Origin of the sequence: Phenylobacterium sp. (assembly GCF_044371015.1) — a bacterium.
Lineage (GTDB): Bacteria > Pseudomonadota > Alphaproteobacteria > Caulobacterales > Caulobacteraceae > Phenylobacterium.
In genome coordinates this window covers 1-14996 of the sequence record NZ_JBILUK010000062.1, presented here as the reverse complement: position 1 = coordinate 14996, position 14996 = coordinate 1, and the positions used below count along the sequence as shown (strand labels likewise).

General features: G+C 66.7%; 17 protein-coding genes and 1 pseudogene. 10 read left to right on the top strand and 8 right to left on the bottom strand.

Translation table 11 applies throughout. The features are described 5' to 3' along the window. The coding region (dusA, locus tag ACIQ3R_RS07455) for a tRNA dihydrouridine(20/20a) synthase DusA (protein WP_397416873.1) at nucleotides 1-1016 on the top strand (1016 nt) is incomplete at its 5' end. Here dusA and ACIQ3R_RS07450 read toward each other — a convergent pair. Then, the gene (locus tag ACIQ3R_RS07450) at nucleotides 960-1484 is read right to left on the bottom strand and encodes a TIGR02281 family clan AA aspartic protease (protein ID WP_397416870.1); all 525 of its coding nucleotides are present in this window, start codon (nucleotides 1482-1484) and stop codon (nucleotides 960-962) included. The genes dusA and ACIQ3R_RS07450 overlap by 57 nt on opposite strands. Before the next feature lie 117 nt (nucleotides 1485-1601). Beyond that, entirely contained in the window at nucleotides 1602-1826 is a 225-nt protein-coding gene (locus ACIQ3R_RS07445; RefSeq protein WP_397416868.1) for a DUF1289 domain-containing protein, read from the bottom strand. Between the two features lie 172 nt (nucleotides 1827-1998). Here ACIQ3R_RS07445 and ACIQ3R_RS07440 point away from each other — a divergent pair, with 172 nt between their 5' ends. From ACIQ3R_RS07440 to ACIQ3R_RS07415, 6 genes are all read left to right on the top strand, one after another. Further along, on the top strand, nucleotides 1999-2352 hold the full coding sequence (locus ACIQ3R_RS07440) for a hypothetical protein (protein ID WP_397416866.1): 354 nt from the start codon (nucleotides 1999-2001) through the stop codon (nucleotides 2350-2352). A gap of 120 nt (nucleotides 2353-2472) precedes the next feature. Then, on the top strand, nucleotides 2473-3135 hold the full coding sequence (locus ACIQ3R_RS07435) for an energy transducer TonB (protein ID WP_397416864.1): 663 nt from the start codon (nucleotides 2473-2475) through the stop codon (nucleotides 3133-3135). A gap of 96 nt (nucleotides 3136-3231) precedes the next feature. Further along, complete coding sequence (locus ACIQ3R_RS07430; protein WP_397416862.1) at nucleotides 3232-4437, top strand: acyl-CoA dehydrogenase family protein; 1206 nt, start codon at nucleotides 3232-3234, stop codon at nucleotides 4435-4437. A gap of 138 nt (nucleotides 4438-4575) precedes the next feature. Beyond that, nucleotides 4576-5718 (top strand): acyl-CoA dehydrogenase family protein, encoded by a 1143-nt coding sequence (locus tag ACIQ3R_RS07425; RefSeq protein ID WP_397416860.1) that lies wholly within the window; start codon nucleotides 4576-4578, stop codon nucleotides 5716-5718. 68 nt (nucleotides 5719-5786) lie between these two features. Next, nucleotides 5787-6680, top strand: a complete 894-nt coding sequence (locus ACIQ3R_RS07420) for a DMT family transporter (RefSeq protein WP_397416857.1) — start codon at nucleotides 5787-5789, stop codon at nucleotides 6678-6680. Then, nucleotides 6677-7396: an N-acetylmuramoyl-L-alanine amidase gene (locus tag ACIQ3R_RS07415; protein ID WP_397416855.1), complete on the top strand. Its 720-nt coding sequence runs from the start codon at nucleotides 6677-6679 to the stop codon at nucleotides 7394-7396. The genes ACIQ3R_RS07420 and ACIQ3R_RS07415 overlap by 4 nt, the downstream gene beginning before the upstream one ends. Here the strand turns inward: ACIQ3R_RS07415 and ACIQ3R_RS07410 are convergent. After that, nucleotides 7393-8259 (bottom strand): 50S ribosomal protein L11 methyltransferase, encoded by an 867-nt coding sequence (locus ACIQ3R_RS07410; RefSeq protein ID WP_397416853.1) that lies wholly within the window; start codon nucleotides 8257-8259, stop codon nucleotides 7393-7395. The two genes, ACIQ3R_RS07415 and ACIQ3R_RS07410, sit on opposite strands and share 4 nt — an antisense overlap. Before the next feature lie 28 nt (nucleotides 8260-8287). Beyond that, nucleotides 8288-9256: a magnesium and cobalt transport protein CorA gene (locus tag ACIQ3R_RS07405; RefSeq protein WP_397416851.1), complete on the bottom strand. Its 969-nt coding sequence runs from the start codon at nucleotides 9254-9256 to the stop codon at nucleotides 8288-8290. A gap of 99 nt (nucleotides 9257-9355) precedes the next feature. Here ACIQ3R_RS07405 and ACIQ3R_RS07400 point away from each other — a divergent pair, with 99 nt between their 5' ends. After that, nucleotides 9356-10444 carry a phosphatidylinositol-specific phospholipase C1-like protein gene (locus tag ACIQ3R_RS07400; RefSeq protein WP_397416849.1) on the top strand — a complete coding sequence of 363 codons (1089 nt, stop codon included), beginning with the start codon at nucleotides 9356-9358 and terminating at the stop codon, nucleotides 10442-10444. A gap of 3 nt (nucleotides 10445-10447) precedes the next feature. Here the strand turns inward: ACIQ3R_RS07400 and ACIQ3R_RS07395 are convergent, their stop codons facing one another. Both ACIQ3R_RS07395 and ACIQ3R_RS07390 read right to left on the bottom strand, forming a co-directional pair. Beyond that, entirely contained in the window at nucleotides 10448-10669 is a 222-nt protein-coding gene (locus tag ACIQ3R_RS07395) for a cold-shock protein (protein ID WP_397416875.1), read from the bottom strand. 228 nt (nucleotides 10670-10897) lie between these two features. Beyond that, a pseudogene (locus tag ACIQ3R_RS07390) lies at nucleotides 10898-11086 on the bottom strand (cold-shock protein); the annotation flags it as partial. A gap of 183 nt (nucleotides 11087-11269) precedes the next feature. On the opposite strand from ACIQ3R_RS07390, the gene ACIQ3R_RS07385 reads away from it, so the two are divergent. Then, nucleotides 11270-11857, top strand: coding sequence for a TIGR00730 family Rossman fold protein (locus ACIQ3R_RS07385; protein ID WP_397416846.1), 588 nt, complete (start codon nucleotides 11270-11272; stop codon nucleotides 11855-11857). Between the two features lie 111 nt (nucleotides 11858-11968). Then, nucleotides 11969-13459, top strand: a complete 1491-nt coding sequence (gene sthA / locus ACIQ3R_RS07380; protein WP_397416844.1) for a Si-specific NAD(P)(+) transhydrogenase — start codon at nucleotides 11969-11971, stop codon at nucleotides 13457-13459. 10 nt (nucleotides 13460-13469) lie between these two features. Here the strand turns inward: sthA and ACIQ3R_RS07375 are convergent, their stop codons facing one another. Both ACIQ3R_RS07375 and ACIQ3R_RS07370 read right to left on the bottom strand, forming a co-directional pair. Beyond that, nucleotides 13470-13754, bottom strand: a complete 285-nt coding sequence (locus ACIQ3R_RS07375) for a hypothetical protein (protein WP_397416842.1) — start codon at nucleotides 13752-13754, stop codon at nucleotides 13470-13472. 161 nt (nucleotides 13755-13915) lie between these two features. After that, nucleotides 13916-14996, bottom strand: a 1081-nt coding sequence (locus ACIQ3R_RS07370; protein ID WP_397416840.1) for a helicase-related protein, incomplete at its 5' end; no start/stop codon positions are given.

Below are 14996 nucleotides of genomic sequence, written 5' to 3'. Positions count from 1 at the left end.
TATCCGTGGCGCCCATGATGGATTGGACCGACCGGCATTGCCGGGCGTTTCATCGCGCCTTGACCCGTCGCACCCGGCTCTACACCGAGATGCTGACGACCGGCGCCGTGCTGCACGGGGACCGGGCGCGGCTGTTGGCCTTTTCGCCGGCCGAACATCCGGTGGCGCTGCAGCTGGGCGGTTCGGACCCGGCCGATCTGGCCCAGGCGGCGCGGATCGGCGCCGAGGCGGGCTATGACGAGATCAACCTGAATGTCGGCTGCCCGTCGGACCGGGTGCAGTCGGGGCGGTTCGGCGCCTGCCTTATGCGCGAGCCCCAACTGGTGGCCAAATGCATGGCGGCGATGGGCGCCGCGGTCAGCGTTCCGGTGACCGTGAAGTGCCGCATCGGCGTGGACGAACAGGACCCGGAGGACAGCCTGTTCACCCTGGTGGACGCCTGCGCCGCAGCCGGGGTGGGCCGGTTCATCGTCCATGCACGCAAGGCTTGGCTGAAGGGCCTGTCACCCAAGCAGAACCGCGACGTGCCGCCACTCGACTACCCTCTGGTCTGGCGGCTGAAACGGGAGCGGCCGCACCTCACTGTCGAGATTAATGGCGGGATCGGCTCGCTGGGCGAGGCGCTGGAGCATCTGGACCACGTTGACGGGGTGATGCTGGGCCGCGCGGCCTATCACACGCCGGGTCTGCTGGCGGAGGCGGACGCCCGGATTTTCGGCGCGGGAAACGTGATCGACCTGGGTGAGGCGCTGGCGGAATGGCGTAACTATGTGGCGTCGGAGCTGTCGCGGGGCACGCACCTGGCGGCCATGACACGCCACATGCTGGGCCTGTTCCATGCCGTGCCGGGCGCCCGGACCTGGCGGCGGATCCTCACGGTGGAGAGCGTCAAGCCCGGCGCGGGCCTGGAGGTGATCGACGCCGCCTATGCCGCGATCCGAGAGGCGGCCGAACGATCATCAGGGCTCGAAGCGGAGCGTCTGGCGGGTGGCCTCGAAGCGGGTCAGGCGGCCTAGATAGCTCATCCCCAGTAGCGAGACGTCGAGGCCTTCGGCGACCACCAGGGCCTGCACGTTCTCGATGCGGGCGCCGTTGATCGACACCGAACTCAGAGTCACCGCCGCGGCGCGCGAGCCGCCGCCGGCCGTGGTGATGTTGTAGCCGTACTTGAGCTCCTGGGGTTTGAAGCCGAGACGCGCCGCGTCTTCCGGCGTCAGCGCCACCGCGGTGGCGCCGGTGTCGACCAGGAACCGCACCCTCTGGGCGGAGGGGGCGACCGCGCCGACGTCGGCCTCGGCCCAGAAGTGACCGTCCGACGCCTTGGTGATCGCGCCGGCGGGGGCCGCGGCCGGACCGGCGGCGAAGCCCTGGGCGTCGAGGCGGGCGAGCCGCAGGGTCTGAGGGGCGGCGATGGCGGTCATCGCCGCCGCGCTAGCCGCCGCCGAGAGGACGGCCACGGCCGCCAACTTGTAAAAGGAAGACACCACCACCACCCGTAGTTCGCGGCCGTTCTGGCCTGTCTCTATGGTTGGCGAGACTAGATCGAGAGCGGTTTGCGGCCCGTGAACGGACAGGGTTTCGGGCGCGTTAAGCCTGCAACCTCACGAAAACATAGCAAGTTTTTCGGGCCGGATCAGAGCGCGTCGGTCGGTGAGCTCGGCCAGAATGGTCTCGCGCTCGGCGTCAGTGAGCCGCGCCCACTGGGCGACCTCGGAGAGACGGCGATAGCAGCCCATGCAGAGACCGCTCTCCCCGTCGACCACGCATACCTTGATGCAGGGCGTCTTGATTGGCGCGGAAGGGGGAGCGGGGGGTGTCGTCGACATCGCTCTGTTCTGCCGTCGTTGTTGGTCTGGTGCAAGAGATGTCATGTACCATTGTAACTCTGACGTCCCATGACAGATATTTAATCCGCTTATACTGATCATTGCTGCTTGTTCATTTGAAGATGGCGCTGGCGGTCGGCAGTTATCCCGCATGAACAACGGGAGATCGCCCATGAAGACCGCTCTCATCGCAATCCTGATCGCCGGTTTCACCGCGCCGGCCTTCGCCTCAGAGCGCGTTTCGGACGTGGACTATCTGAAGGCCAACCGCTGCAAGGGACTGGCGACCACGCTTTCGGCCGCCGAGGTCGACGGGCTCAACGGCTTCCTCAAGGCCCAGCGCATCGGCCGACCGGACTACATCGCCCAGCGGGCTGAAGATGAATTTGACCGCGCCCGCCGAGAGGCCAGGAGCGAGGACCGCCGCGCTCGCCTGAGCGCCGAACTCTCCGGCCCCTGCCAGACCTATCTCGGCGGCGCCGCCACCGTGGCGAAGCAAGGCGGCGCTGACGTCAGCAAGCAATAGCATCCCAAGCCCAACTTCTCGGTTCTGCCGACGCGTCGTTCCTTCGGGAGCGGCGCGTTTTTCTTGGGTGGCGCCTGGGCCGGGTTCAACCTTAGGGTGGGCCCGTCGGGAGGACGCGAGATGCTGGGCTTGGCGGCGGCGGTGATGTTGCAAGCGGCGGGAACTGCGCCCTCGCTGATCACCAATCCGGACTGGATCCGCAGGCCCTCGGGTAGTGAGATCGCGCGGTACTATCCGCGCGCCGCGGCGGCGGCGCAGATCGAAGGCTCGGCGGCGATCAGCTGCAAGGTCTCGGCGGCGGGGTTCCTAGTCGACTGCACCGTTTTGGACGAGCGTCCCGCCGGCCATGAGTTTGGCCAGGCGGCGTTGGCGCTTTCTACATCGTTCCGGATGCGACCGATGTTGCGGGATGGAGCCCCGGTTGAGGGTGGGACGGTTCGAATTCCCATGCAGTTTAAGCTGCCGCCGCAAGACTCCGGGTCCGGTGGACCGCCGACGTGGGCTCAGGTGACGCGATGCTACGCGTTTTCGTTCTCGGCTTTAGAGGCGGGGCCGAGTTCCGACGAGAACCGCGGCCGTTTCGCTGCGTGGCGGGTTGTCTATGAAATGAAGCTTATCTCGGAGGGGCTGAAGCCGACCGAGATCGATGCGCGCCTCGTGTCAGCCCGTAATGCGCCTGCAGCCCCAGGCAGCCCACCCGATTTGGCTGCCTGCGACCGCATCATTGGAAGCGCCGGGCTCGCGATCGGTCGGGGACTCGCCGCAATGCGAGACGTGCGTTGACGCTGACGTTAGCGTCATCTTTCGCTCTCGGCCCCTCGTGCGTATATGCCGACCCCACGCTGTACGGCGTAAGCCACGCCCGCCCGGAGGATGCGCATGAACCTTGAATTCACCGCCGAAGAGAACGCCTTCCGCGAAGAGGTGCGCAGCTTCATCCGTGACAACTATCCCGCCGACCTGCGCCGCGCGCAGGACGAGGGTCGGTCGCTGAGCAAGGAGGAGTATCTCTCCTGGCACAAGGTGCTGGCCAAGAAGGGCTGGGTGGCGCCGGGCTGGCCGAAGGAGCTGGGCGGAACGGGCTGGACCCCCACACAGAAGTACATCTGGTCGGAAGAGACCGCACGGGCCGACTGCCTGGGCATCCTGCCGTTCGGCATGTCGATGCTGGCGCCGGTGCTCTACACCTTCGGCACCGACGAGCAGAAGAAGCGCTTTCTGCCGGACATCTACAACGGGATCACCTGGTGGTGTCAGGGCTATTCCGAGCCGGGCGCGGGCTCGGACCTGGCGAGCCTCAAGACCAAGGCCGAGCGGTTCACCGGCGACGACGGCAAGGAATACTATCTGGTCAACGGCCAGAAGACCTGGACCACGCTCGGCCAGTTCGCCGACTGGGGCTTCTTCCTGGTCCGGACCGATCCGGACGCCAAGCCGCAGGCGGGCATCTCGTTCCTGCTGATCGACATGAAGACGCCGGGCATCACGGTGCGGCCGATCATCACCCTGGAAGGCGGACACGAGGTCAACGACGTGTTCCTCGACAATGTGAAGGTGCCGGTCGAGAACCGCATCTTCCACGAGAACCAGGGCTGGACCTGCGCCAAGGCGCTGCTGGCCCATGAGCGCAGCGGCATCGCCGGCGTGGCGCGTTCGAAGCGCAATCTGGAAAAGCTGCGCACCATCGCCGGCACCGAGCGTTCGGACGTCGGCGGGTCGCTGCTGTCGGACGCTTTCTTCCGCCGCAAGGTCGCCGAACTGGAGATCGACCTGACGGCGCTGGAGTTCACCGAACTGCGCACCCTTGCAGGTGAGTCGAGCGGCAAGGGGCCGGGGCCGGAGAGCTCGATCCTCAAGATCAAGGGCACCGAGATCCAGCAGCGGCTGCAGGAACTGGCGCTGGAGGCGGTCAGCCACTACGGCGCGCCGTTCCTGGAGGGGCTGCGCGGCTCGAACGTGACGGTGGGTCCGGACTATGCCGAGGGCCTCGCGGGCGAGATGTTCAACGGCCGCAAGACCTCGATCTACGGCGGTTCCAACGAGATCCAGCGGAACATCATCGCCAAGGCGGTTTTGGGGCTCTAAGGAATTTCACACCCGCTCATCCCGGCCAAGGCCGGTATCGAGGCGGGACTTGGGAATGGATGGGCCGCTCATGAACCGGTCGGGCGGGCTGGATCCCGGCCTTGGCCGGGAGGAGCGGAAAGAGGGAACCTAAGGGCGATGGATTTCAGCTTCACCGAAGAACAGTCGATGCTTCGCGACACGGTCGCGGCCTATCTCGCGGACCACTACGACTTCGACAAGCGCCGGGCGGCGGTCTCCAAGGAGCCGGGCTGGCGGCCGGAGGTCTGGAAGGCCTTCGCCGAGGAGTTGGGCATCCTGGGGGCGCCGTTTTCGGAAGAGCTGGGCGGCCTCGGCGGCGGGCCGATCGACAACATGATCGTCATGGAAGAGTTCGGTAAGGCGCTGGTCGTCGAACCCTATCTCGGCACGGTGGTGATCGGCGGCGGATTCCTGAAGCATTCGGGCCACGCCGCGGCGGCCGACCTGATCGGCGGGATCATCGGCGGCGATGTGCGCATGGCCTTCGCCCAGGCCGAGCCGACCAGCCGCTACAATCTGGCCTCGGTTGCGACCACGGCCAAGAAGGACGGCGCCGGCTGGACGCTGAACGGCCACAAGGCGGTGGTGGTGGGCGCGCCCTTCGCCACGCACCTGATCGTCACGGTCCGGACCTCGGGCGGCGAACGCGACGCCGGCGGCATCTCGGTGTTCCTGGTGGCCAAGGACGCCAAGGGCGTCTCGACGCGGGACTACCCGACTGTTGACGGCAATCGCGCCTCGGAAGTCTATTTCGAGAATGTCTCGCTGGGCGCCGACGCCCTGATCGGCACAGCCGACAACGGCCTGCCGCTGATCGAGAAGGTGGTGGACGAGGCCATCGCCGCCACCTGCGCCGAGGCCTGCGGCGTGCTGCGCCAACTGCACGAGAAGACCCTGGAGTACACCAAGCAGCGCAAGCAGTTCGGCGTGCCGATCTCTTCATTCCAGGTGCTGCAGCACCGCATGGTCGACATGTTCATCAACGTCGAGCAGTCGATCTCGATGACCTACATGGCCAACATCAAGGTGACCGACGACGCGGAACGCGCCAAGGCGATCGCAGCGGCCAAGGTGCAGATCGGCAAGGCCTGCCGCTTTGTCGGCCAGAACGCCATCCAGCTGCACGGCGGCATGGGCATGACCGATGAGATGGCGGTGGGCCATTACTTCAAGCGCGCGACCATGATCGAGATGGTGTTCGGCACCGTCGACCATCACCTGGCGCGCTATGAGGCGCTCAGCCTCGGTCAGGCGGCCTAGGGGGCGAAGGTCAGCGGGTCTTGCGAAAGCGGCTTCCACTTTCGCGAGACGCGGCCTAACCGGCGGGAATGGCCCCCCGCCACTTCGCGTTGCTCGTTCTGATGTGCCTGGTCTGGGCCATCAACAATCTCGTGTCCAAGCACGTGATCAGCGGCATGGACGTGCCGCCGCTGTTCTATGCGGCCGCGCGGTTCGCGATCCTGACGGTTGTGCTGATCCCCTTCCTGGCGCCCGCGCCCCGGCCGATCTCGCGACTGGTGATCACCGCCCTGCTGATGGGCGGCGGAAATTTCGGTCTGATGTTCGTGGGCCTGCAGACCTCGACGCCCTCGTCCGTGGCGGTGGTGTTTCAGCTTGGGCTGCCGATGACGACGCTGCTGTCCGTGCTGATGCTGGGCGAGCGCATCACGCCCTGGCGCGGCCTGGGCATCGCGCTCTCGTTCGCGGGCGTCCTGATGGTGATCTGGGACCCGGCCGGCCTGACGGTGTCGACGGGTCTGCTGCTGGTGGCCCTGGCGACCTTCATGTCGTCGCTGGGGGCGGTGATGACCAAGCAGATCGAAGGACTGCGTCCACTGACGTTTCAGGCCTGGGTGGGGCTGTCCTCGCTGTTTCCGCTGGCGGCGCTGTCGGCCTGGCTCGAGCCCGGCCAGATTGACCTGGCGCTGGCCGCCGGCTGGCCGTTTGTGGCGGCCCTGCTGTTCTCGGCCTTCATCGTCTCGCTGGGCGCGCACACCAGCTATGTGATGCTGCTGCAGAAGTATGAGGCCAACCTGATTGCGGCCCTCACGCTGATGACGCCCCTTATGACCATTGGCCTCGGCGTCGCCCTGCTGGGCGATCCATTCGGGCCGCGCATGGCCCTGGGCGCCGCTGTCGCCATGACCGGGGTCTTGATCGTGGCGCTTCGGCGGAATCAGGTCCTGGCGCTCTTGATGGCCGTGAGGAACCGGGTGCGATGACCCTGATCGAGACGCCTTCGCCGAATTTCGACGCCCGCATATCGCCGCCGTCGATGATCGTGCTGCACTACACCGGCATGCAGACCGGCGAGGCGGCGCTGTCGCGGTTGTGCGACGCCGAGGCCAAGGTTTCCGCGCACTATCTGGTGGAGGAGGATGGCCGCATCTTCCGGCTAGTCGAGGAGGAGCGCCGCGCCTGGCATGCCGGCGTCTCTGTCTGGCGCGGGCGAAAAGGCGTCAACAGCGACTCCATCGGCATCGAGATCGTCAATCCGGGACACGAATGGGGCTATCGCGGCTTTCCCGATGTTCAGATCGGGGCGGTGATCGAACTGATCGGCGATATCCGCACCCGCTGGACCATCGAGGATCGCGACATTGTCGGCCACTCCGACGTGGCGCCCGACCGCAAGGAGGATCCTGGCGAACTATTTCCCTGGAAGCGGCTCGCCGAGGCTGGTCATGGCTTGTGGGCGGAGCCGCCGGCGGCGCCCGGCGCGCCGGTCGGCGAGGGCGAAGCGGGCGCGGCGGTCTTTGCACTGCAGGCGGGACTAACGCGGCTCGGCTATGACCTGCCGCCGTCGGGTGTGTTCGATGCCGCGACGGCCACGACCGTGCGCGCGTTTCAGCGGCACTGGCGTCAGGACCGGGTGGACGGGATCGCCGACGGCGAGACTCGCGCGCGACTGATCGCGTTGTTGCGGTTAGCCGGCTAAGGCTTCTGAACCACCAGCGCCGCCCAGGCGTCGCGATGGATGCGGCGCACCAGTCGGAAGCCCTTGGAGGTGTAGGCCGCCAGCACGCGGCGCTCCTGGGTGCGCAGCAACCCGGACAGAACCGCGAAGCCACCGGGCTTCAATGCGCGACCGATGTCGCCCGACAGCGCCACCAGGGGCGGCGCCAGGATGTTGGCGAACACCAGGTCGTAGGGCCCAGCGCCACGGACTAGCCGGTGGTCGAGCCCGCCGGCGTGGACGAAGCGGGCGTGGGCGGCGTTGAGCGTCGCGTTCTCGTTGGCGATGCGAACTGATACCCGGTCGATGTCGGTCCCGACCGCGACCTTGGATCCCGTGCGCGCGGCGGCGATGGCCAGCACCCCAGTGCCGCAGCCCACGTCGAGCACACGGGCGAACCGGCGGCGTTTCAGGAGATCATGATAGGCCAGCAGGCAGCCCACCGTGGTGCCGTGGTGGCCGGTGCCGAACGCCGCACCGGCCTCGATGCGCAGGTTGATCGTGCTGGCCGGCGCCAGACCCCGGTCATGGGCCCCGTAGACGAAGAAGCGCCCTGCGCGGACCGGAGGCAGGCCCGAAAGCGCCAGGGCGAGCCAGTCCGCGTCAGCCAGCACCTCCCGGGTGACGATGAGCGAAGCATGACTGTTCAACACCTCGCCGATGGCGGCGGCCTCGTCGGCTTCAACCGGAAAGGCGTCGATGCGCCAGACGTCCCGGTCCTCGTCCTCCTCCAGGATCGAGAAGGTGGTCGCTTCGGTTCGGGGATCGGCCTCCAGCTCGGCGGCTGCGGCTTCGGCGACGGCGCGGGGGCCGCGAGCGATGATCTGGATAGGGTCGTCCGACATGGGCGGGGCGTCTAACCCCTCCCGGCCGCTATAGCCAGCGCGCGCGACGGAAGCTCATCCAGAGGCCGACGCAAACGGCGGCCGTGGCCCCCACCACCGCCAGGTAGCCGTAGCGCCAGGTTAGTTCCGGCATCACCTGGAAGTTCATGCCGTAGAGGCCGAAGACAGCGGTTGGCACGGCCAGGATGCCGGCCCAGGCCGCCAGCTGGCGGGTGATGGCGCTCTGGCGCTGCTGTTCGAACAGATTGGCCACTTCAAAGACTGAGGACAGCACGTCGCGCAGCCCCTCGATGGCGTTGGAGACGCGGCGCACGTGGTCGCCCACGTCGCGGAAATAGGGCTGCACCTGCGAGTCGAGGAACGGCAGGCGCAGATGCTCAAGGCGCGCGCAGACCTCTTCCATGGGCCCCAGGACACGCCGGAAGCGGGTCAGGGCCTGGCGCAGATTAAAGAGATGGGTCACGTCATCGCGGCTGAGGAAGGCGTCGAGCGCGCGGCGTTCGATGGCCAGCACCTCTTCCTCGATCTCGTCGACGATGGGCTGATAGCCGTCGACGATGAAATCCAGCACCGCATAAAGCACATAGGCGATGCCGTGCTGCATCACCGCCGGCGAGTCCTCCAGATTGCGGCGCACCACGGTGTGAGCCCGATCCGATCCACGGCGAATGGTGATGATGTGGTTACGGCAGAGGAAGGCGCAGGTCTCGCCATAGACGATCTCCTCGCCTTCGAGCCGCGCGGTCCGGGCCGCGACGAAGACCTGGTCGCCATAGACGCTGACCTTGGGCAGCGGATGCTCGCAGAGCGCATCCTCCACGGCCAGCGGATGCAGGTTGAAGCGGGCCTGAAGGGCGGCGACCTCGCTTGCGTCGGGATCAACCAAGCCGATCCAGGCGAACTGTCGGCCTTGAACCGGGCGGTCCTCCGGATCGTGCAGGCGAAGGTGCCTCAGGCGATGGCCCTCAGAATACACCCTGGCCGCAGCGATCGGCATCCTGAATGATCTCCCCTCGATGTGGCGGGATGTGACGTCATGGCGACTTGGAACGCAACGGGGTGGCGACTGTCATGCATCTTGTGAGAGCATGGCGACATGATCCTCGCCGCCCTGCTCGCCGCCGCCCTCTCGCCAAACTGTGATCTGGAGCGGCCGTCGGGCGCGCCCGATTGTACGCGTGAAGTGGTGGACGCGCTTCCCATGACGGCCATTCAGACGGTGGGGACGCATAACTCCTACAAGCTGGCGGTCGCACCCAATGAGCTGGCGATGATCCGGTCGGCCAACCCGAAGGAAGCCGACGCCATCGACTATGCCCATCCGCCGCTGGCTCGTCAGCTCGATGCCGGTGCGCGACAGCTAGAGCTAGATCTGGCCTATGACCCGCAGCCGGGGCTGTATGCGACGCCGCTGGGCTACAGGATGGCGGGCGCCAAGGCCGAACCCTACGACTTTGCGCCGCTCAAGGCGCCGGGCCTGAAGGTGATCCACGAGGTCTCGGTGGACTATCGGTCGAGCTGCCCATTGTTCCGCGGCTGCCTGGCGGAGATCCGGGCCTGGTCGCGGGCCCATCCGGACCACCTGCCGATCCTGATCCTGCTCAATCTCAAGGAAGGCGGATTGAACCTGCCGGGCGCGGTGAAGGCGCCGGTGTTCGACGCGGCGGCCATGGACTCGGTCGACACCGAGATCCGCGGCGTGTTTCCTGAGGCTGAGCTGATCACGCCGGATCAGGTCCAGGGTCGGCGTGCGACCCTGCGCGAGGCTGTCGCGGCCGGCGGGTGGCCGACGCTGAAGATGGCGCGAGGGCGGGTGTTGTTTGCTCTGGACGCGCCGCCGGACCAGGTAGCGCGCTATCGGGGCGCCCGCCGCGTACTGGAAGGGCGGGTCGCCTTCGTGAATATCGACGAGAGTTCGCCGGCCGCAGGCTACATCACGCTCAACGATCCAAAGGCCCAAGCCGAGCGGATCGGCAATGCGGTCCGGTCTGGGATCCTGGTCCGGACCCGCGCCGATGCCGATACGAAGGAAGCCCGCGCCAACGACCCGACGACGCAGGCCGCGGCCTTTAGGTCGGGCGCGCAATACATTTCCACCGACTACATGTCGCCGGATGCCCGGTTCGGACCCTATTCGGTCGAGGTTCCGGGCCGGGTCACCGCCCGGCCCAATCCCCTGAAGTGAGCTTTAGCCTGAGACCTTGAGGTTGGTCGCCGAGGTCTTGCCGCTGCGGCTGTCCTGCTCAAGGTCGAAATTGACCCGCTGGCCCTCGTTGAGGCCCGACAGGCCGGCCTGCTCGACCGCCGAGATGTGGACGAAGATGTCCTGACCACCGCCCTCGGGCTTGATGAAACCAAAGCCCTTGGTGGGGTTGAACCACTTCACCTCGCCGGAGCCCGACCCGGCCACGACGCCGCGCGGACGGGCGCCGCCGCCACCGCCGCCGCCGAAGCCGCGATCCCGGCCGCCGCCGTAGCCGCCGCCGCGATCACCGTATCCGCCGCCGCCATAACCGCCACCGCCGCCGTAGCCGCCGCGATCACTGCCGCCGCCGTAGCCGCCGCGGTCACCGCCGCCGAAGCCACCGCCTGAGCGACGCGGCTGGGGCGTGCCCTGGGCCGTGACCACGATCGTGGTCGCCGCCAGTTTGCCGGAGCGACGATCCTGCTCCATTTCGTAGTCGACCTTGTCGCCTTCGTTCAGGCTATCGAGGCCTGCCTGATTGAGGGCGGAGATGTGGACGAAAACGTCTGCTCCGCCATCGTCAGGCTGGATGAAACCAAAGCCCTTAGCCGTGTTGAACCACTTGACCGTACCGCTCGCCATGCGTCGAATTCCAACCGAGATAGAAATCAAGCGCCGCCCATAGTTCGGCGCCCGGCTAATCGCCCTGACGAGCCGTGAACACGTTGTAGCCGTGGATTTGCTGCAAGACCAGCGCTCGTGACAGCCAGCCGCAATCAGCCTAAGGGAGCGACCCTTTCGCAACATCCCCTGGCCGGCCATCTCATGCGCAGCGTCTGCGTCTTCTGCGGCTCTTCGCAGGGAACCGAACCAGCCTTCATGGAGGCGGCGATCGCCTGCGGGACACTGCTTGCGCGTGAGGGTCTGACGCTGGTCTATGGCGGCGGCAAGGTGGGGCTGATGGGTGCGGTCGCCGATGCGGCGCTTGCGGCGGGCGGCAAGGTAGTCGGGGTGATGCCAGCCGATCTGGTCAACCAGGAGATCGCCCACACCGGACTGACCGAGCTCCGCGTGGTCAATTCGATGCATGAGCGGAAGTGGTCGATGGCCGAACTCGGCGACGCCTTCCTATGTCTGCCAGGCGGACCCGGCACCTTTGAAGAAATCTTTGAGCAGTGGACCTGGGCGTTGCTGGGCTTCCACGCCAAGCCGTGCGGGTTCGTGAATGTGAGCGGCTACTACGACCTGATGCGGGCCACGATCCAGCAGATGGCGGACAAGGGTTTCATCGCCCAGCCTTACGTCGACATGCTGATCTACGCCGAGAGCACCGAGGAAGCGGTCGCCCGCTTCCGCGCCTATGACGCACCGCCTCCGAAGTGGGGCGTTGCGGCGGTAGAACAGCGGTACTGAGCCGCGGCCTGCGCGCTGCAGCAGGGTTAAGGCCTCGGCAGGGTTTCCGAAGGCTAACCTTAACCCGCGTTCTTTATGGCTGCCCCTGCCCGCAGAAGCAGGAGCGCCAAGGTGCCCAAGACGAAGTCCACGTCGACCATCGACATCACGCCTGTTCCCTATGACCTGATCGTCATCGGATCCGGCCCGGCCGGACGCCGCGCGGCGGTTCAGGCCGCCAAGTTCCGCAAGCGCGTGCTTGTGATTGAACGTGGACGCCGCGTCGGCGGGGTCTCGGTGCATACCGGCACGATCCCGTCCAAGACGCTCCGGGAGACGGTTCTGAACCTCTCGGGCTGGCGCGAGCGCGGCTTCTACGGCCGCGCCTACCGCGCCAAGCAGGACATCTGCGCCGAAGATCTGCGCCGGCGTCTCCACATCACGCTCGATCACGAAGTCGAGGTGCTGGAGCACCAGTTCAACCGCAATCGGGTCGACAAAGTGATCGGCGCCGCGCGCTTTATCGACAGCCACACCGTCGAGGTGGCCGAGGCCAACGGCCCCCGGGTCTACTCCGCCGAACGCTTCGTGATCGCGGTGGGCACCCGGCCCTATCGACCGGACCATATCGGCTTCGACGGCCAGAACATCGTCGACAGCGATGAGATTCTCGACCTGCGCCGCATCCCGCGCCAGCTGGTGGTTGTGGGAGCCAGCGTGATCGGCGTGGAGTACGCCTCGATCTTCAGCGCCCTGGACGTGAAGGTGACTCTGGTGGAGCCCAATGCGGGCATGCTGCCGTTCCTGGATCGGGAATTGGCCGACGAATTCGTGCACGATCTGCGCGACCGGGGCGTCTCGGTGCGGTTCAACGCCAAGGTGACCTCCGCCATCGTCGAGGGACCGGAGAGTTGCCTTGTCAGCCTGGCCGACGGTCGCCAGATTCGATCGGACATGGTGCTGTTCTCGGCCGGTCGCGAAGGCGCGACCGATGGGCTCAATCTTGATATCTGCGGACTGGGGACCGATCCGCGAGGGCGTCTCACCGTCGATCCGGCCACGTTCCAGACCGCGACGCCGCACATCTATGCGGCCGGCGATATCGTGGGCTTTCCGAGCCTCGCCTCGACCTCGATGGAGCAGGGCCGGATCGCGGCCTGCCACGCCTTTGGCCAGCCGGCCCAGGCGCCGCCGGAGTTCTTCCCCTATGGCATCTATTCGGTGCCGGAAATCTCCACCATCGGCATGACGGAAGAGCAGGCCCGCGAGCGCGGCGTGCCCTACGAGGTCGGCGTGGCCTGGTTCCGCGAGACCAGCCGCGGCCACATCATGGGGATCGGCTCAGGCTTCCTGAAGATGCTGTTCTCACTGGAGACGCGGCGATTGCTGGGCGTCCACGTGGTCGGCGAGGGCGCCACCGAGCTGATCCATATTGGTCAGGCGGTGCTGAACCTGGAGGGCACGCTCGACTACTTCGTCGAGAACACCTTCAACTATCCGACCCTGGCCGAGGCCTACAAGGTCGCGGCGCTGGACGCGTTCAACCGAATGCCGCGCCAGCAAAAGAGCGTCAGCGCCATCACCGCCAAGCTGGAAGACGCCGTGCGCCGCCTGGCGAGCTGAGGCCGAACCTCTAGGTCCGCGTCGCGATCACGCTCAGTGTGGGGCCGCGCGCGCCCAGCTCCTCGGCGAGCTGACGCGCGGCTTCGCGCACCCCGGCCGGATAGGCTTCGCCGCCCCTGGCGATCTCGTCGGACAGACGCTCCAGATCGGCCATGGCGGCGATCATCGAGGCGACGTGGTCGCGGGCCAGCGACCGGGCCTCCGTCTGGAGCCGCCGCACGCGCTCGGCGACGGTGTCCGCGGGCTGGAAGGTCTGGGCGCTATTGTCGGCGACGACAGCAAGTTGGGGGGACATCTTCACGAACCTCATGCTTGGACCTCGGCGTCCGGCCGACGGGTTGCAATTCCCGATCCTGCACGGACGCGCTGTCTCCCGCATGAACGGGGCCAGTTGCCGGCGTTCAGGATGAATGGATGGAGGAGGGGCGGCCCAATGAGACCCCTGAAGGGCGGTGATCAACGCCGTCCGCGGCGTTTCCGGAAGCTTTCCTCGCGCTCCGCCCGCGCTTCGGCTCTCAGGGACTTGGCGGTGGACTTAGGCTCGACTTCGCCATCACCGGCCAGGACATCCGCGGCGAACTCCAGGTCGAGTAGCTTCAGGCGTTTGATCTCGTCGCGGAGGCGGGCAGCGGTTTCGAACTCGAGGTTGGCGGCGGCTTCGCGCATGCGGTTTTCGAGGTCTTTGAGGGTCGTCTTGAAGTTGTCGCCCAGGAATGGCGTCGCGCCCTCGGCGACGCCGACGGGAACGGTGACACGGTCCTTCTCGTAGGGGCTGGCGAGCAGGTCCTTGATCTGGCTCTTCACGCTCTCCGGGGTGATGCCGTGATCGAGGTTGTAGGCTTCCTGCTTTTCGCGGCGGCGCTTGGTTTCGGCCATCGCGCGTTCCATGGAGCCGGTGATCTGGTCGGCATAGAGGATGACGCGGCCGTCGACGTTGCGGGCGGCGCGGCCAATCGTCTGGATCAGGCTGGTCTCCGAGCGCAGGAAGCCTTCCTTGTCGGCGTCGAGGATGGCGACCAGGCCGCACTCGGGGATGTCCAGACCCTCGCGCAGCAGGTTGATGCCGACCAGGGCGTCGAAGGCGCCCAGGCGCAGATCGCGGATGATCTCGATTCGCTCCATGGTGTCGACATCCGAGTGCATGTAGCGCACGCGCAGGCCCTGCTCGTGCATGTACTCGGTCAGATCCTCGGCCATTTTCTTGGTCAGGACGGTGATCAGGCTGCGATAGCCGCGTTGGGCGGTCTGGCGCACCTGGTCGATCACGTCGTCGACCTGAGAGAACCCGTTGGCGGCGACCGGTTTCACCTCCACCGGGGGGTCGATCAGGCCCGTGGGGCGGATGACCTGTTCGGCGAAGACCCCGCCGGTGCGCTCCATTTCCCAGGGGCCGGGGGTGGCCGAGACGAACACGCTGTCGGGGCGCATCGCCTCCCACTCCTCGAACTTGAGCGGGCGGTTGTCGATGCAGGAGGGCAGGCGGAAACCGTATTCCGCGAGGGTGAATTTCCGCCGGTAGTCGCCCCGGTACATGCCG